The organism is Albimonas pacifica, assembly GCF_900113695.1.
Taxonomy (GTDB): Bacteria; Pseudomonadota; Alphaproteobacteria; order Rhodobacterales; family Rhodobacteraceae; genus Albimonas; species Albimonas pacifica.
Genome location: NZ_FOQH01000003.1, coordinates 1 through 12,606, shown reverse-complemented (window position 1 = coordinate 12,606; position 12,606 = coordinate 1). Strand labels below are relative to the sequence as shown.

Sequence of the window (12,606 nt, the reverse complement as noted above, 5' to 3'; positions counted from 1 at the left end):
CCGGCCTCCGGGCGCGCCGCCCGCCCCGGGCCCAAGCCCGCCCGCAGGGCGCCTCCGGGCCCGGGAACCGGCGCCTACTGGAGGTCGGAGAACGCCTCCGCCAGCCGCTCCACCGCCAGCTCGACCCGCGCCCGCGGGCAGGCGAAGTTGAAGCGCAGGAAGCTCTCGCCCCCCTTGCCGAAGGCCGGCCCGTGGTTGGCCGCGATCCGCGCGCCCGTCTGCACCCGGTCGGTGAACTCGGCGATCTCCATCCCCGTGCCGGAGAAATCCACCCAGCTCATGTAGGTCCCCTCCGGCCAGATCGAGGCCAGCCCCGGGATCGCCTGCACCCCCTCGTGGAACACCTTGCGATTGCCGTCGAGATAGACCAGCAGCGCGTCCAGCCAGGCGTCGCCATGGGTGTAGGCCATGGTGGTCATCTCCGGCCCGAAGGAATTCGGCGAGGCCCCCGCCGTCGCATGCATCGCCGAGACCTTCGCCCGCAGCTCCGGATCGGGGATGAACAGCCCCCCGGTCATCCCGCCGGCCAGGTTGAAGGTCTTCGAGGCGGCGGCCGCGACGATGGTGCGGTCGGCATGCTCGGGCGCCGCCAGCAGCGCCACGGCGTGGCTCGCGCCCGGCAGGACCAGGTCGTGGTGCACCTCGTCCGAGAGGAAGATCAGGTCGTGCTCGGCGCAGAACCCGGCGACCGCGCGCAGCTCCTCGCGCGACCAGACCCGTCCGCCGGGGTTGTGGGGCGAGCAGAAGATCACCATCCGCTCGTCCCCGGTCAGCGAGGCCGCCAGCCCCTCCAGGTCCAGCTCGTAGCGCCCGTCCACCAGCTTCATCGGCGACTGGTGGATGCGCCGGCCGTTGGCGGCGATGATCTTGTGGAAGGCGTGATAGACGGGGGTGAACAGGATGATCCCCTCGCCCGGCTCCGACACCGCGCGGATGCAGTGGCTGACGCCGGCGACCAGCCCGTGGGTGGTCAGCAGCCAGTCCGGGTCGACCTCCCAGCCATGGCGGCGCTTCATCCAGCCCTGCACCGCGGCGATGTAGTCCGAGTTGTCGCCGTAGTAGCCGAAGACGCCGTGGGCGACGCGGGCCTGCAGGTCCTCGATCACCTGCGGCACGGTGCGGAAGTCCATGTCCGCCACCCACATCGGGATGCCGTCCTGCGGCGAGACGCCGTAGAGCGTCTGCATCTTGTCCCACTTGGCGCAGTGGGTGCCGCGGCGGTCCACGGGAATGTCGAAGCCGAAGGGATCGGCGGGGGCGGCGTCGGACATGCGGGAGGCTCCATTCTCGGGTGATCGGAGGCTAAGGCCAGGTCGCCGGTTCGGCAACCGCTTGACCCCTCCCCGGGGGTCGCATAACTGCGGCGGAATGAGCCTGCGCCCGATCCTGATCCATCCCGACCCGCGCCTGAAGAAGGCCGCCGAGGCCGTCGCCGCGCCCGACGACGCGATCCGCGCGCTGGTCGAGGACATGCTCGAGACGATGTACGACGCCCCGGGCATCGGCCTCGCGGGGCCGCAGATCGGGGTGATGAAGCGCATCTTCGTGATGGACACCTCGGCCAAGGACGATCCGCCCCAGCCGCTGGCCCTGATCAACCCCGAGATCCTGTGGCGCTCGGACGAGACCTCGACCTTCGAGGAGGGCTGCCTCTCGATCCCCGACATCTACGAGGAGGTCACCCGCCCCGCCCGCGTGGCGGTGCGCTGGACCGACCCCGAGGGCGCGACGCGCGAGGCGGAGTTCGAGGGCCTGGCCGCCACCTGCGCCCAGCACGAGATCGACCATCTCGACGGCAAGCTGTTCATCGACTACCTCGGCTCGGTGAAGCGCGGCCTGATCACCCAGAAGATGAAGAAGCTCAAGCGCGAACGCGCCAAGACCGGCGAGTAACCCCCGCCGTGCGCTCCCCCCGCTTTCTCCCCCGGCCCGCCCCACGCGTCCGCGCGCGACGCCGGCCAGCCCTCGCAAAGCGCCTGTTCTCCGGAGCCGTCTCTCGCGGATGCCGGAAAGAGCGACTCGCCCCCTCCGGTCAGGGATCGCGAAGCGACCCGCGCCTGCGCGGGCTTGTCCTTGACCGGAGGGGGCGAGTCGCTCAGGCATCGCAAGCGAGAGACGGATCCGGAGGACAGGCGCGGGGCTTGTTCTTGGGTGAGTCAGGAGCCCGCCGGAGGCTCCCCCCCTCGCCCATTCCTCGCGACACCCCTCGATGGCGCCCCCCAGCCAAGCCCGCCCGCAGGGCGCCCGTAGTCCGCTCCCCTTGACCGCGGCTTTCCCGCGTGGCCCAAGCGCCGGGCTCGACAGCCGAACAGGAGCCCATCCGCCATGCGCCTCGTCTTCATGGGCACGCCCGACTTCTCGGTCCCGATCCTGCGCGCGCTCCACGCCGCGGGCCACGAGATCGCCGCCGTCTACTGCCAGCCGCCGCGCCCCGCCGGCCGGGGCAAGAAGCCCCGCCCCTCCCCGGTGCAGGCCGCGGCCGAGGCGCTTGGGCTCGAGGTGCGCCATCCCGTCTCGCTGAAGGGCGAGGCCGAGCAGGCGGCTTTCGCGGCGCTCGAGGCCGAGGCCGCGGTGGTCGTGGCCTACGGGCTGATCCTGCCCCGCGCGGTGCTCGACGCGCCTCGGCTGGGCTGCTGGAACCTTCACGCCTCGCTGCTGCCGCGCTGGCGGGGCGCGGCGCCGATCCAGCGGGCGATCATGGCCGGCGACGCCGAGACGGGCGTGGGCGTGATGCGCATGGAGCCCGGGCTCGACACCGGCCCGGTGCTGGCCGAGGCGCGCACCCCCATCGGCGCGCAGGACACCGCCCAGACCCTGCACGACCGGCTGTCGGAGCTCGCCGCCGGGCTGATCGTCGCCGCCCTGCCCGCGATCGCCGCGGGCGAGGCGCCCACGCCGCAGGCCGAGGCGGGCGTGCTCTACGCCGCCAAGATCGACAAGGCCGAGGCGCGGATCGACTGGACGCGGCCCGCCGAGGAGATCGACCGCCTGGTGCGCGGCCTCTCGCCCTTCCCCGGCGCCTGGTGCGAGATCGCGGGCGAGCGGGTGAAGGTCCTGCTCGCCGCCCCCGAGGCGGCCCCGGCCTCCGCCGCCCCCGGCGAGACGCTGGACGACGCGCTGCTGGTCGCCTGCGGCGCGGGCGCCCTGCGCCTGCTGCGCGTGCAGCGCCCCGGCCGCGGCCCGATGGAGGCGCAGGAGCTGCTGCGCGGCTTCAAGGTCCCGAAGGGCGAGCGCCTGGGCTGACCCCCCGAAACGCAGGACGCCGGCCCCGCGAAGGGCCGGCGTCGTGACGGTCGTCCAGGACGTGGCGCAGCTCAGGCGGCGCGGCGACGACGGCGGGAGGCGACGCCCAGGGCGGCCAGGCCCGCGCCCAGCATCGCCAGCGCCGGCGGCAGCGGCACGGGCGAGGCGGAGCCGGAGTCGACCGGATCGCCCGCCGGCGGGAACTGCGCCTCGCCGCCCGGCAGCGTCGGCTGGCCGGGATCGATGCCGCCGCCGGGGATCGGCGCGCCCAGCTCGGCGAGGATCGTGTAGGCGAGCCCCGCGCCGTGGGTGAAATAGAGGCCCAGGTAGAGGTCGCCCGCGAAGCCGTCGGGCAGGGCCAGGGTCACGGTCTGCTCGCGCCCGTAGTAGTCGAGGCGCACCTCGCCGGCGGTCGCGCCGTCCCAGCTCCAGCGGAAGGGATCCTCGCTCCACAGCACCGAGCCGCCGGCGGCGTAGGACCAGTCCACCCCCTCGGGCGCGACGAAGGACAGGGTCAGCGCCTGGGCGCCGGCCGCGAGTCCCGTGAAGTGGAGGATGTCGTAGGCGTTGGCGGACCCCGTGCCGCTGACGCGGTCCACCCCGGCGCCGATCTCGGTGGGGTTGGACCAGTCGGAGGAGAACTCCCCCGCGGTGGATTCGGAGACCGTCAGGGCCTGCGCCCCCACGGCCGGAAGGACGGCGAGGACGATCCCCGCCAGAGCCGCCCGGACGAAACCGGCGGCGCGACGCGACGCAGCGAACATGTCAGGCATCCCCAGTGATGCGATGGTGTCGGCCTGACTCCCCAGCCGGCTGACGAGCGCGTCACATAGGCCCGGACTCGTTTGCACACAAGCGATATTAACGCTGATTCATCTCCCGCGGCCCAAATGCCTCAGCCGCCCGGCAGGCAGGCGGCGGGCCGCTCCCGGCAGGTCTTCGGGAGGGCGCGTTCCGGGGGGCGGCTCCGCCCCGGGGCTTCACTCGACCCGGCGCAGGGCGTCGCGACGGGCGAAGGGCTTCATCGCCGCGCCATGGTCGGCGATGAAGGCGCGCACCCGCTCCGGGTCGCGCGCCGAGAGGGTCCGCAGCCACCACGACACCGACTTCTGGATGAACCAGTCGCGATCGGCGACATAGCCCGCGGCCCAGCCGAGGATGCGCTCGCGCCGGGCGAGGTCCTCGGCCGAGGGGTGGTTGAGCTTCGCCCAGGGCAGGGTGAAGACCATCGCCGCCCGCTTCGTCCACAGGTGGTCGGAGCGGGTCCAGCCCTCCACCTCGTCGAGCCGCGCGGGATCGGCCGACAGCCGGCGCGAGCCCGCGTCGGCCGCGTGGTCGGCCAGCGCCCAGCCGTCGAACTGGGGAACCCAGGAGACGACGAGATCCCAGACCGGGCGGTCCCCCTCCGGCCCCTCGCCGCGGATCCGGGCCTGGACGAGGAGCTTGGCGGCCGCGACGCGCGCCTCGAACACGCCCGCGTCCCACAGCGCCGAGGCCAGCGCCACGCGGCCCGCGACGGTGGGATCCTCGGCCCGCCAGCCGTCGGCGAGCGCGGTGATCTCGGGCACGGCCACGCCCAGCATCTCGCGGTCGGTCTTGTGGTAGGCGGCGGCCTTCGCCGCCCGCTCCGGGTCGGCGAGGGCGCGAAGCGCCGCCATCGCCCGGGCGGGATCCACCCGGGCGGGGGTCTTTTCGGCGGTCATCGGTCCGGCGTCCGGGCTCAGGACCGGCGGGACATGATCACGTGCTGGACCTTCTTGCCGATGGTGCGGGTGCCGTGCAGGCGCCCGTCCTCGGCGATCCAGTACTCGACCACCGCCGGCCCCTTGCGCACGCGCATGCGGCCCTCGGGGCTGATCCGGCCCTTGCGGGTGAAGGCGGTGGCGTCGGGGAAGAAGCCCGGCCCGTGGGCGTCGAACATCAGCACGTTGCCCGAGGGGTCGACGTTCATCACCCACAGGTCGTGGCAGACGGACCCGTCCCAGGCCCCGCCGCCCCAGGCGCCGAGGAAGGCCTTCATGTTCTCCGGCACGCCGGCGGCGGGCTTGTCGATGCGGATCGGCTGGTAGGGATCCACGGTGTAGCAGTCGGCCTGGTAGAGATTGACTACGGGCTTGGGGGCAGGCTTGTCCCCCCCGCAGGCGGCGAGGCCCAAGGCCATCGCGCCGACGAGGGCCAGCCGCGCACGTGACGACATCATCCGATCGCTCCTGATCCGCGCGTCCTGCGGCCCCGACCGCGTGCGCGCGTGTTCCGCTCGTTCCTTCGCGCCGTCGGCCTGGGGACCGGCGGCCTCGGGTCTTCGCCCGCGGGCGGCAATCTACTCCACCGTGACCGACTTAGCCAAGTTCCGAGGCTGATCGACGTCTTTTCCAAGGAAAGCCGCCGCGTAATAGGCCAGCAGCTGGGCCGGCACGGCGTAGACGATGGGCGCGATGAACGGGTCGCAGGTGGGCATCACCACCACCCGCGCGGCCCCTTCCGAGGCGGTCTGCGCGCCCACGGAATCGGTGAACAGGATCACCCGGCCGCCGCGGGCCATCACCTCCTGCATGTTCGACACGGTCTTGTCGAAGAGCTGGTCCCGCGGCGCCAGCACCACCACCGGCACGCTCGAATCGACCAGCGCGATGGGCCCGTGCTTCAGCTCGCCAGAGGCGTAGCCCTCGGCGTGGATGTAGCTGATTTCCTTGAGTTTCAGCGCCCCTTCGAGAGCCAGCGGGAAGAACGGGCCGCGGCCCAGGTAGAGCACGTCGCGCGCCTCGGCCATCTCGCGCGCGGCGGCCTCGATCTCGGGGGCGGCGGCGATCGCCTCGGCCAGGTGGCGCGGCGCCTCGGAAAGCACGCGCACCAGGCGGCGCTCCTCGTCCGGGCTCAGGCGACCTCGCTGGCGGGCCGCCAGGATCGCCAGCGTGGCGAGCGTCACCAGCTGCGAGGTGAAGGCCTTGGTGGAGGCGACGCCGATCTCCGGCCCGGCCAGGATCGGCAGCACGGTTTCGGATTCGCGGGCGATGGTCGAGGTGGTGACGTTGACCACCGAGACCACGTGACCCACCTGCGGCGCGGCGTGGCGCAGGGCCGCCAGCGTGTCGGCCGTCTCGCCGGACTGGGAGACGAAGACCGCCACGTCGGATTTCGACAGCGGCGGCTCGCGGTAGCGGAACTCGGAGGCCACGTCGATCTCGACCGGCAGGCGGGCCAGCTTCTCGAACCAGTATTTGGCGATGTGGCAGGCGTAATGCGCCGTGCCGCAGGCGACCAGCACGATGCGGCTCGCCTGCGCGAAATCCACGTCCTCGGCCTCGGAGCGGATCAGCCCAGTCTCGTTGTCGACGTAATGCGCCAGCGCATAGGCGGAGACGGTCGGCTGCTCGTTCACCTCCTTGAGCATGAAGTGCTTGTAGCCGGCCTTGTCGACCACGACCGAGGAGACCTCGATCACCTGCACCGCGCGGGTGACCCGCGCGCCGGAGGCGTCGTGGATCTCGGCCCCCTTGCGGGTGACCAGCGCCAGGTCGCCTTCCTCGAGATAGGAGATGCGGTTGGTCAGCGGCGCCAGCGCCAGCGCATCGGAGCCCACGAACATCTCGCCGTCGCCGTAGCCGATGGCGAGCGGGCTGCCCCGGCGGGCGGCCACGATCAGGTCGCCCTCGCCCTCGAACAGGAAGGCCAGGGCGAAGGCGCCCTCCAGCTTCGCCAGCGTCGCCGCGGCGGCGTCGGCGGGCGACAGCTGCCGGTCGAGGAACGACTGGCACAGGTGGACGATGGTCTCGGTGTCGGTCTGGGTGACGAAGGGATGCCCCTCGGCCTTCAGCTGCTCGCGCAGCTCCCGGAAGTTCTCGATGATGCCGTTGTGCACGACCGCCACGCGGGTCGAGGCGTGGGGGTGCGCGTTCACCGTGGTCGCGGCCCCGTGGGTCGCCCAGCGGGTGTGCCCGATGCCGACCGAGCCGGCGATCGGCGCCGCCTCCAGCACCTTGGCAAGCTCGGAGAGCTTGCCGGTGGCCCGCCGGCGATCCAGGTGTCCGTCCTGGATGGTGGCGATGCCGGCGCTGTCGTAGCCGCGGTATTCCAGCCGCTTCAGCGCATCGAGCAGGATCGGCGCGGCCTCGCGCCCCTGCCCCAGAATGCCGACGATGCCGCACATGGGTCGATCCTTTCCGCTGTCCCGCATGGTCCGTCCCGCCGGATCTTCGCCCGGTCGGGGATTCGCGTCTCAGCCCTTGCGGGCCGCTTTCTCCGCCTTCTCGGCCGCCAGCCGCTCGCGCAGGCGGGCGGCGGCGCCGGGGCGCACCTCCTGCCGGCCGCGCGCCACGGCCAGCGCATCCGCCGGCACGTCCTCGACCACCACCGAGCCGGCGCCGACCGAGGCGCCGTCCCCGACCGACACCGGCGCCACCAGCGCGGTGTTGGAGCCGATGAAGGCCCCCGCGCCGATGGTGGTGCGGTGCTTGAGGAAGCCGTCGTAGTTGCAGGTGATCGTGCCCGCGCCGATGTTGGCGCGCGCGCCGATCTCCGCGTCGCCGATATAGGTCAGGTGGTTGGCCTTCGCGCCCTCGCCCAGCGTCGCGTTCTTCACCTCGACGAAGTTTCCGACATGGGCCTGCGCGCCGATCCGCGCGCCGGGGCGCAGCCGCGCGAAGGGGCCGACCACCGCGCCGGAGGCGACCGTGCAGCCCTCGAGATGGCAGAAGGCCCTGATCTCGACGCCCGTTTCCACCCGCACGCCGGGGCCGAAGACCACGTTGGGGCCGATGGAGACGTCGGCCGCGAGCTCGGTGTCGAAGGCGAAGAACACGGTCTCGGGCGCGGCGAGGGTCGCGCCCTGCTCCATCGCGGCGCGGCGCATCCGGGCCTGGAAGGCGGCCTCGGCGGCGGCGAGGTCGATGCGGGAGTTCACGCCCAGGGTCTCGGCCTCGGGGCACTCGACCGCCGCGGCGCGGGCGCCGTCGGCGCGGGCGATGGCCACCAGGTCGGTCAGGTAGAACTCGCCCTTGGCGTTGTCGTCGGAGACCCGGTCGAGCCAGGTCCACATCCGCGCCGCCTCGACGCACATCACGCCGGAGTTGCAGAACCGGATCGCGCGCTGCTCGGAGGTGGCCTCCCTGGCCTCGACGATGGCGGTCAGCTCGCCGCCCTCGACGATCAGCCGGCCGTAGGGGGCGGGATCCTCGGCCTGGAAGCCCAGCACGACGACCGAGGCGCCCTCCGCCCGCGCCGCCGACATCGCCGCCAGGCTTTCCGGCCGCACCAGCGGCGTGTCGCCGTAGAGGACCAGCACGTCGCCCTCGAACCCCGCCAGCGCCTCGCGCGCCTGCTGCGCGGCGTGCGCCGTGCCCAGCCGGTCGCGCTGGGGCACGTCGACGGCGTCCGGGCGCAGCCTGCGCGCCGCCTCGCCGACCTCGGGCGCGTCGGGCGGGGTCACCACCACCACCCGCTCGGGGCTCAGCGCCTGCGCCGTGCGCAGCACGTGGGCGAGCATCGGCGCCCCCCCCACCGGATGCAGCACCTTGGGCAGGGCGGAGCGCATGCGCGTGCCCTGCCCGGCGGCGAGGACGACGACGGCGACGGGTCGGGTGGCGTCGGGGCGCCGGGAGGCGGAGTCTTCTGGACGGGTCATGGCGCAGCATTTACCACCCGGCGAGCGGGCGAGGGAACGGAGAGGCGGGTCATATGTTGTTGCAGTGCATTTCGGATGCGGCGCCCATGGGGCGGAAGGGGGGCGAATGACGCGGGGCGCCCTCTTCGACCTCGACGGCACGCTCGCCGACACCTCCGGCGACCTGATCGCGGCGGCCAACGCGACGCTGGCGGCCCGCGGGGCCTCCGGCCGGCTGGATCGCGCGACCGACGCCGGCCTCTCGGGCAAGGGCGGCCGGGCGATGCTGCGCGCGGGCCTCGCCCGCTCCGGCGCGCCGGCGGCGGAGGTCGAGCCCTGGGTCGAGGCCGCCTTTCCCCTGTTCCTCGCGGAATACGAGGCCGCCATCGCCGTCCACTCCCGCCTGTTCGAGGGCGTGGAGACGGCGCTGGAGACGCTCGCCGCCGCCGGCTGGCGCCTGGCGGTGTGCACCAACAAGCCCGAGGGCCTGGCCCGCATCCTGCTGGCGGAGCTGGGCGTGCTCGACCGCTTCGCGGCCCTGGTCGGCGCCGACACGCTCCCCGTCCGCAAGCCCGACCCGCGCCCGGTCTGGGCCGCGGCGGATCGCGCGGGCGCGGCGCGCGGCCGCTCGGTGATGGTCGGCGACACGACGACCGACCGCGAGGCCGCCCGCGCCGCCGGCCTGCCCTGCATCCTGATGGACATGGGCGTCTCGGCCGACGTGGTGGCGGAGCTCGACGCCGATGCGGTTCTCGCCCGCTACGCCGACCTGCCCGCCGCGCTCGAGCGCCTGCGCCCGCCGGCCTGAGCCCCGCCGCCGCCCCCTCCGCGCCCGGCTTCCGCGAGGGCGGCCGCCGGGCGCGAAGATTCCCCGCTCATGCCCCTTGACCCGCCCCCGAGACCCCTTTATCAGCAGCGCCGGTCCGGGCGGTTAGCTCAGTTGGTAGAGCACAGTGTTCACATCGCTGGGGTCACTGGTTCGAATCCAGTACCGCCCACCACCCTTCCCCTTGAAATGACTGGGTGACCCGGACCACCGCGAGCACGCGCCGCAGGGCGCGATCTGCTCGGGGGAATACCGGGGGAACACCGTGATAGTCGGGCGTATGTCGGCCAGCTTCGGCGGCGTTGGTCGCGTCGCGGATCCGAAACGCTGGGATCAGCCTTGGTTAGCTTGGATCGCCAGGTTCAGTCTCGCTCCAAATGACACCAAGTTTGCTGCCGAGTCTCAAAGACAATCGCCCAAGCACGTCCACGCCTTCGCACGGAGACGACGGGGTCGCTCGCGCTAGGTTCATTCGAGTTTTTGTCTGGAGCGCCTTCTCTGAGAAGCGACTCGAATGGGCGCCAACCTACAAGCGATGAGTGAAGCTTCGTTGTCGGCCCAGAGCGGCCGCACGTTGGTCGTCCCATTGCCGCGCCGCAGCTCTCGCTTTGCGGCCGTTCGTGCATCGAGCAGCATTTGCGTCGGGTAAAGGACCGCAGTGCCGTCTTGAGCGCACACTAAATAACGGCGGCCGGGTTTCAGTTGGCGGCCGTGGCAGCCTGGGGACTGCCGCTCGCACACACGTTGCAGCACTCAAGCAATTCTTCTAAGCAAGGAGGCTATGTCGAGGAACGAGCAATACAGGAAGGTCAAAGCCATAGTGCGCCAATTAGGGTGCCGCGACAGCCTTTACGCTATCTGGGCTTATTCGCAATGGCTTCAAGTGGACGATTTTCAGTTTCCAGGCGACATCCAAGTCCATCGATCCCTCATCGATGCGCAGCTTCCCCAAGCTATTCTTTCTGAGTTTGCGCTTGAACAAATTGCCCGCGAGGCAATTCTCCACGCAGACATTCTGCCCAGGCGAGGTCGCACCCTCCGCCAATGGGACACCTTGGCCGACATCGTCAACGGCCTTCGAGCGCTAGAAGGCGAAATCTATTCAGAGTTCCAGATCGGGAAGCAAATCCACCTTGAGTTAATGCGGATTGCTCATCGCCAGTTCGTGTGGCAGCAGTTTCGCTTCCAGCCAGCGCCGGTCATCCGCTACTACAAACTCTACAACACGCCACTTCTCGAAGGCTACACCCAGGCCGCTACCGGGCTGACCCTTAAAGAACTCTACACCATCGGAATGCTGTACACTGGTCATTTCTTGGACGCTCCCCGTATTAGTCGAACCCTCAATATTCAGATTCCGGGACTCACCCAGGACCACTTCGAGCGGTTCCTTGCCTTTACTTCATTGCGCAGAAACGATCTGGCGGGACGTTTGCGGGCGGAACACGCGCTCGATCAGGGCTTTGGTTACCGCTATTCGTCACTTCGAGAATTCCCCATGGTTGGGATGTCCCATAGGGGCCAAGATGAACTGGCGTGCCCGATACCGATGCTTCTGTATTGGCGCTTCATGACCGGTCTCTACTATACACTGAAGGACATCGAAGGGTTTTTCACAGAATTTGGCAGCTCATTCCAACGTTACGTCGGGGAGGTACTAAATGCTCGCGTCACAAGCGCGGAGCGAGCCGTTCTTGCCGAGGAGAAGTATCTTGTCGGCAAGAACCAGAAGCACACCGTGGACTGGATCGTGCAGCAGGGAGAAGAGGCCGCACTTTTCATCGAATGCAAGACGAAGCGTATGACATGGGCGTCAAAGGCCGAAATTGCTGACCTCTCCGCGCTTCAGAAAGACCTCGACACGCTAGCTGCCGCCGTCGTGCAGGTGTACAAGACAATCGTTGATTATCGGGCCGGGAGCTATCCTCAGCTTCCCTTCATGGAGGGGCGGCAGGTATTCCCGATGGTAGTGACGCTGGAAGATTGGTACCTCTTTGGGAGTGAAATGCCCGCGCGTCTCAATGCCTTGGTGCGGACGAGGATGTCGGAAGCCAATCTGTCCGAGGCGTGGCTGCACGAGATGCCTTATGCCATTCTGTCGGTGGATGAACTGGAGCGGGCAGCAAGGTACTTCAGCGATGTCGACCTGCCGGCCTTGGTGCTCGGACGAGCCCGCAGCAACGACTACTCCCGCTGGGGATTTGCTTCGTACTGCTCGGAGGTCCATGGCAAGAATCGGCCTGTGCTCCCGCCGCTCTTCGAGGAGGAGTTTGACGCCTTGTTTTCAAAACTAGCAACGTAGACTTTTTGCCAAGGCGCAGCGTCTTGCAGACCTTTAGGTGCAACTCGAATCGAGGGGTTCGCGTTGGGCTGGTGTGTTCATGCGGCGGTGCAGAGTGAGATCCAGATTAGGATCGCCTGAACGTCGGCTTCCAATGTCGCGGCGTGATCAACACGCGCTTGCAGAGAAAGTACCGGTGTCCGCCCGTCGCGACCTGGTCAGGTGCCGGCCCGAAGCTGCCGCTCATTCAGGCGACCATCGCTGCGGTGCGGCTAGAGCAGTGCAGACATCGGAAACCAGGTGACGTACGTGGCCGAGTGATCTCTTCTTCGTAAGCGTCCGGCCTGACCGCTATCTGGCGTAATTCCAGGGGAGCAGATCTCCGATCCTGTTGATCTTGCAGTCCGGGATGCGGGCGAGGGTGTCGGCGAGCCAGGCCGTGGGGTCGACGCCGTTGAGCTTCGCGGTCTCGATCAGGGTGTAGGCGATGGCCGCTGCACGGCCGCCAGCCTCGGAGCCGATGAAGAGATAATTCTTCCGTCCCAGGGCGATGGCGCGCATGGCCCGCTCGGCCGCGTTGTTGTCGATCTCGAGGACGCCATGGTCGAGCCAGGGCCGCAGGCGGGCTATCCGGGCCAGGGCATAGCGGATCGCGGC

At 70.1% G+C, this 12,606-nt stretch carries 11 protein-coding genes and 1 tRNA gene; 5 read left to right on the top strand and 7 right to left on the bottom strand.

Features of this window, described 5'->3' with window-relative positions:
- Positions 1 to 74 precede the first annotated feature (74 nt).
- Entirely contained in the window at positions 75 to 1,271 is a 1,197-nt protein-coding gene (locus BM064_RS05840; RefSeq protein ID WP_092858827.1) for a MalY/PatB family protein, read from the bottom strand.
- A 97-nt stretch (positions 1,272 to 1,368) separates the two neighbouring features.
- On the opposite strand from BM064_RS05840, the gene def reads away from it, so the two are divergent.
- Together def and fmt are read left to right on the top strand one after the other, a co-directional pair.
- On the top strand, positions 1,369 to 1,893 hold the full coding sequence (gene def / locus BM064_RS05835) for a peptide deformylase (protein WP_092858826.1): 525 nt from the start codon (positions 1,369 to 1,371) through the stop codon (positions 1,891 to 1,893).
- A 432-nt stretch (positions 1,894 to 2,325) separates the two neighbouring features.
- Positions 2,326 to 3,243, top strand: a complete 918-nt coding sequence (gene fmt, locus BM064_RS05830) for a methionyl-tRNA formyltransferase (protein ID WP_092858825.1) — start codon at positions 2,326 to 2,328, stop codon at positions 3,241 to 3,243.
- A gap of 71 nt (positions 3,244 to 3,314) precedes the next feature.
- Here fmt and BM064_RS05825 read toward each other — a convergent pair whose 3' ends face one another.
- The 5 genes from BM064_RS05825 to glmU all read right to left on the bottom strand — a co-directional run bounded on the left by BM064_RS05825 (position 3,315) and on the right by glmU (position 8,863).
- Positions 3,315 to 4,007, bottom strand: a complete 693-nt coding sequence (locus BM064_RS05825; protein ID WP_092858824.1) for a hypothetical protein — start codon at positions 4,005 to 4,007, stop codon at positions 3,315 to 3,317.
- A 216-nt stretch (positions 4,008 to 4,223) separates the two neighbouring features.
- Complete coding sequence (locus BM064_RS05820; RefSeq protein ID WP_245779071.1) at positions 4,224 to 4,946, bottom strand: DNA alkylation repair protein; 723 nt, start codon at positions 4,944 to 4,946, stop codon at positions 4,224 to 4,226.
- Between the two features lie 17 nt (positions 4,947 to 4,963).
- On the bottom strand, positions 4,964 to 5,443 hold the full coding sequence (locus BM064_RS05815) for a hypothetical protein (RefSeq protein ID WP_092858823.1): 480 nt from the start codon (positions 5,441 to 5,443) through the stop codon (positions 4,964 to 4,966).
- 120 nt (positions 5,444 to 5,563) lie between these two features.
- Entirely contained in the window at positions 5,564 to 7,390 is a 1,827-nt protein-coding gene (gene glmS, locus BM064_RS05810) for a glutamine--fructose-6-phosphate transaminase (isomerizing) (RefSeq protein ID WP_092858822.1), read from the bottom strand.
- 69 nt (positions 7,391 to 7,459) lie between these two features.
- Positions 7,460 to 8,863: a bifunctional UDP-N-acetylglucosamine diphosphorylase/glucosamine-1-phosphate N-acetyltransferase GlmU gene (gene glmU, locus BM064_RS05805; protein WP_092858821.1), complete on the bottom strand. Its 1,404-nt coding sequence runs from the start codon at positions 8,861 to 8,863 to the stop codon at positions 7,460 to 7,462.
- Positions 8,864 to 8,969: 106 nt separating this feature from the next.
- Here glmU and BM064_RS05800 point away from each other — a divergent pair, with 106 nt between their 5' ends.
- The 3 genes from BM064_RS05800 (at position 8,970) to BM064_RS05790 (ending at position 11,970) form a co-directional block, all read left to right on the top strand.
- Positions 8,970 to 9,650 (top strand): HAD-IA family hydrolase, encoded by a 681-nt coding sequence (locus BM064_RS05800; protein ID WP_092858820.1) that lies wholly within the window; start codon positions 8,970 to 8,972, stop codon positions 9,648 to 9,650.
- Positions 9,651 to 9,767: 117 nt separating this feature from the next.
- Positions 9,768 to 9,843: transfer RNA gene (locus tag BM064_RS05795), tRNA-Val, on the top strand.
- Between the two features lie 606 nt (positions 9,844 to 10,449).
- Positions 10,450 to 11,970 carry a hypothetical protein gene (locus tag BM064_RS05790; protein WP_092858819.1) on the top strand — a complete coding sequence of 507 codons (1,521 nt, stop codon included), beginning with the start codon at positions 10,450 to 10,452 and terminating at the stop codon, positions 11,968 to 11,970.
- A gap of 330 nt (positions 11,971 to 12,300) precedes the next feature.
- Here the strand turns inward: BM064_RS05790 and BM064_RS05785 are convergent.
- Positions 12,301 to 12,606, bottom strand: a 306-nt coding sequence (locus BM064_RS05785; RefSeq protein WP_143103266.1) for a transposase domain-containing protein, incomplete at its 5' end; no start/stop codon positions are given.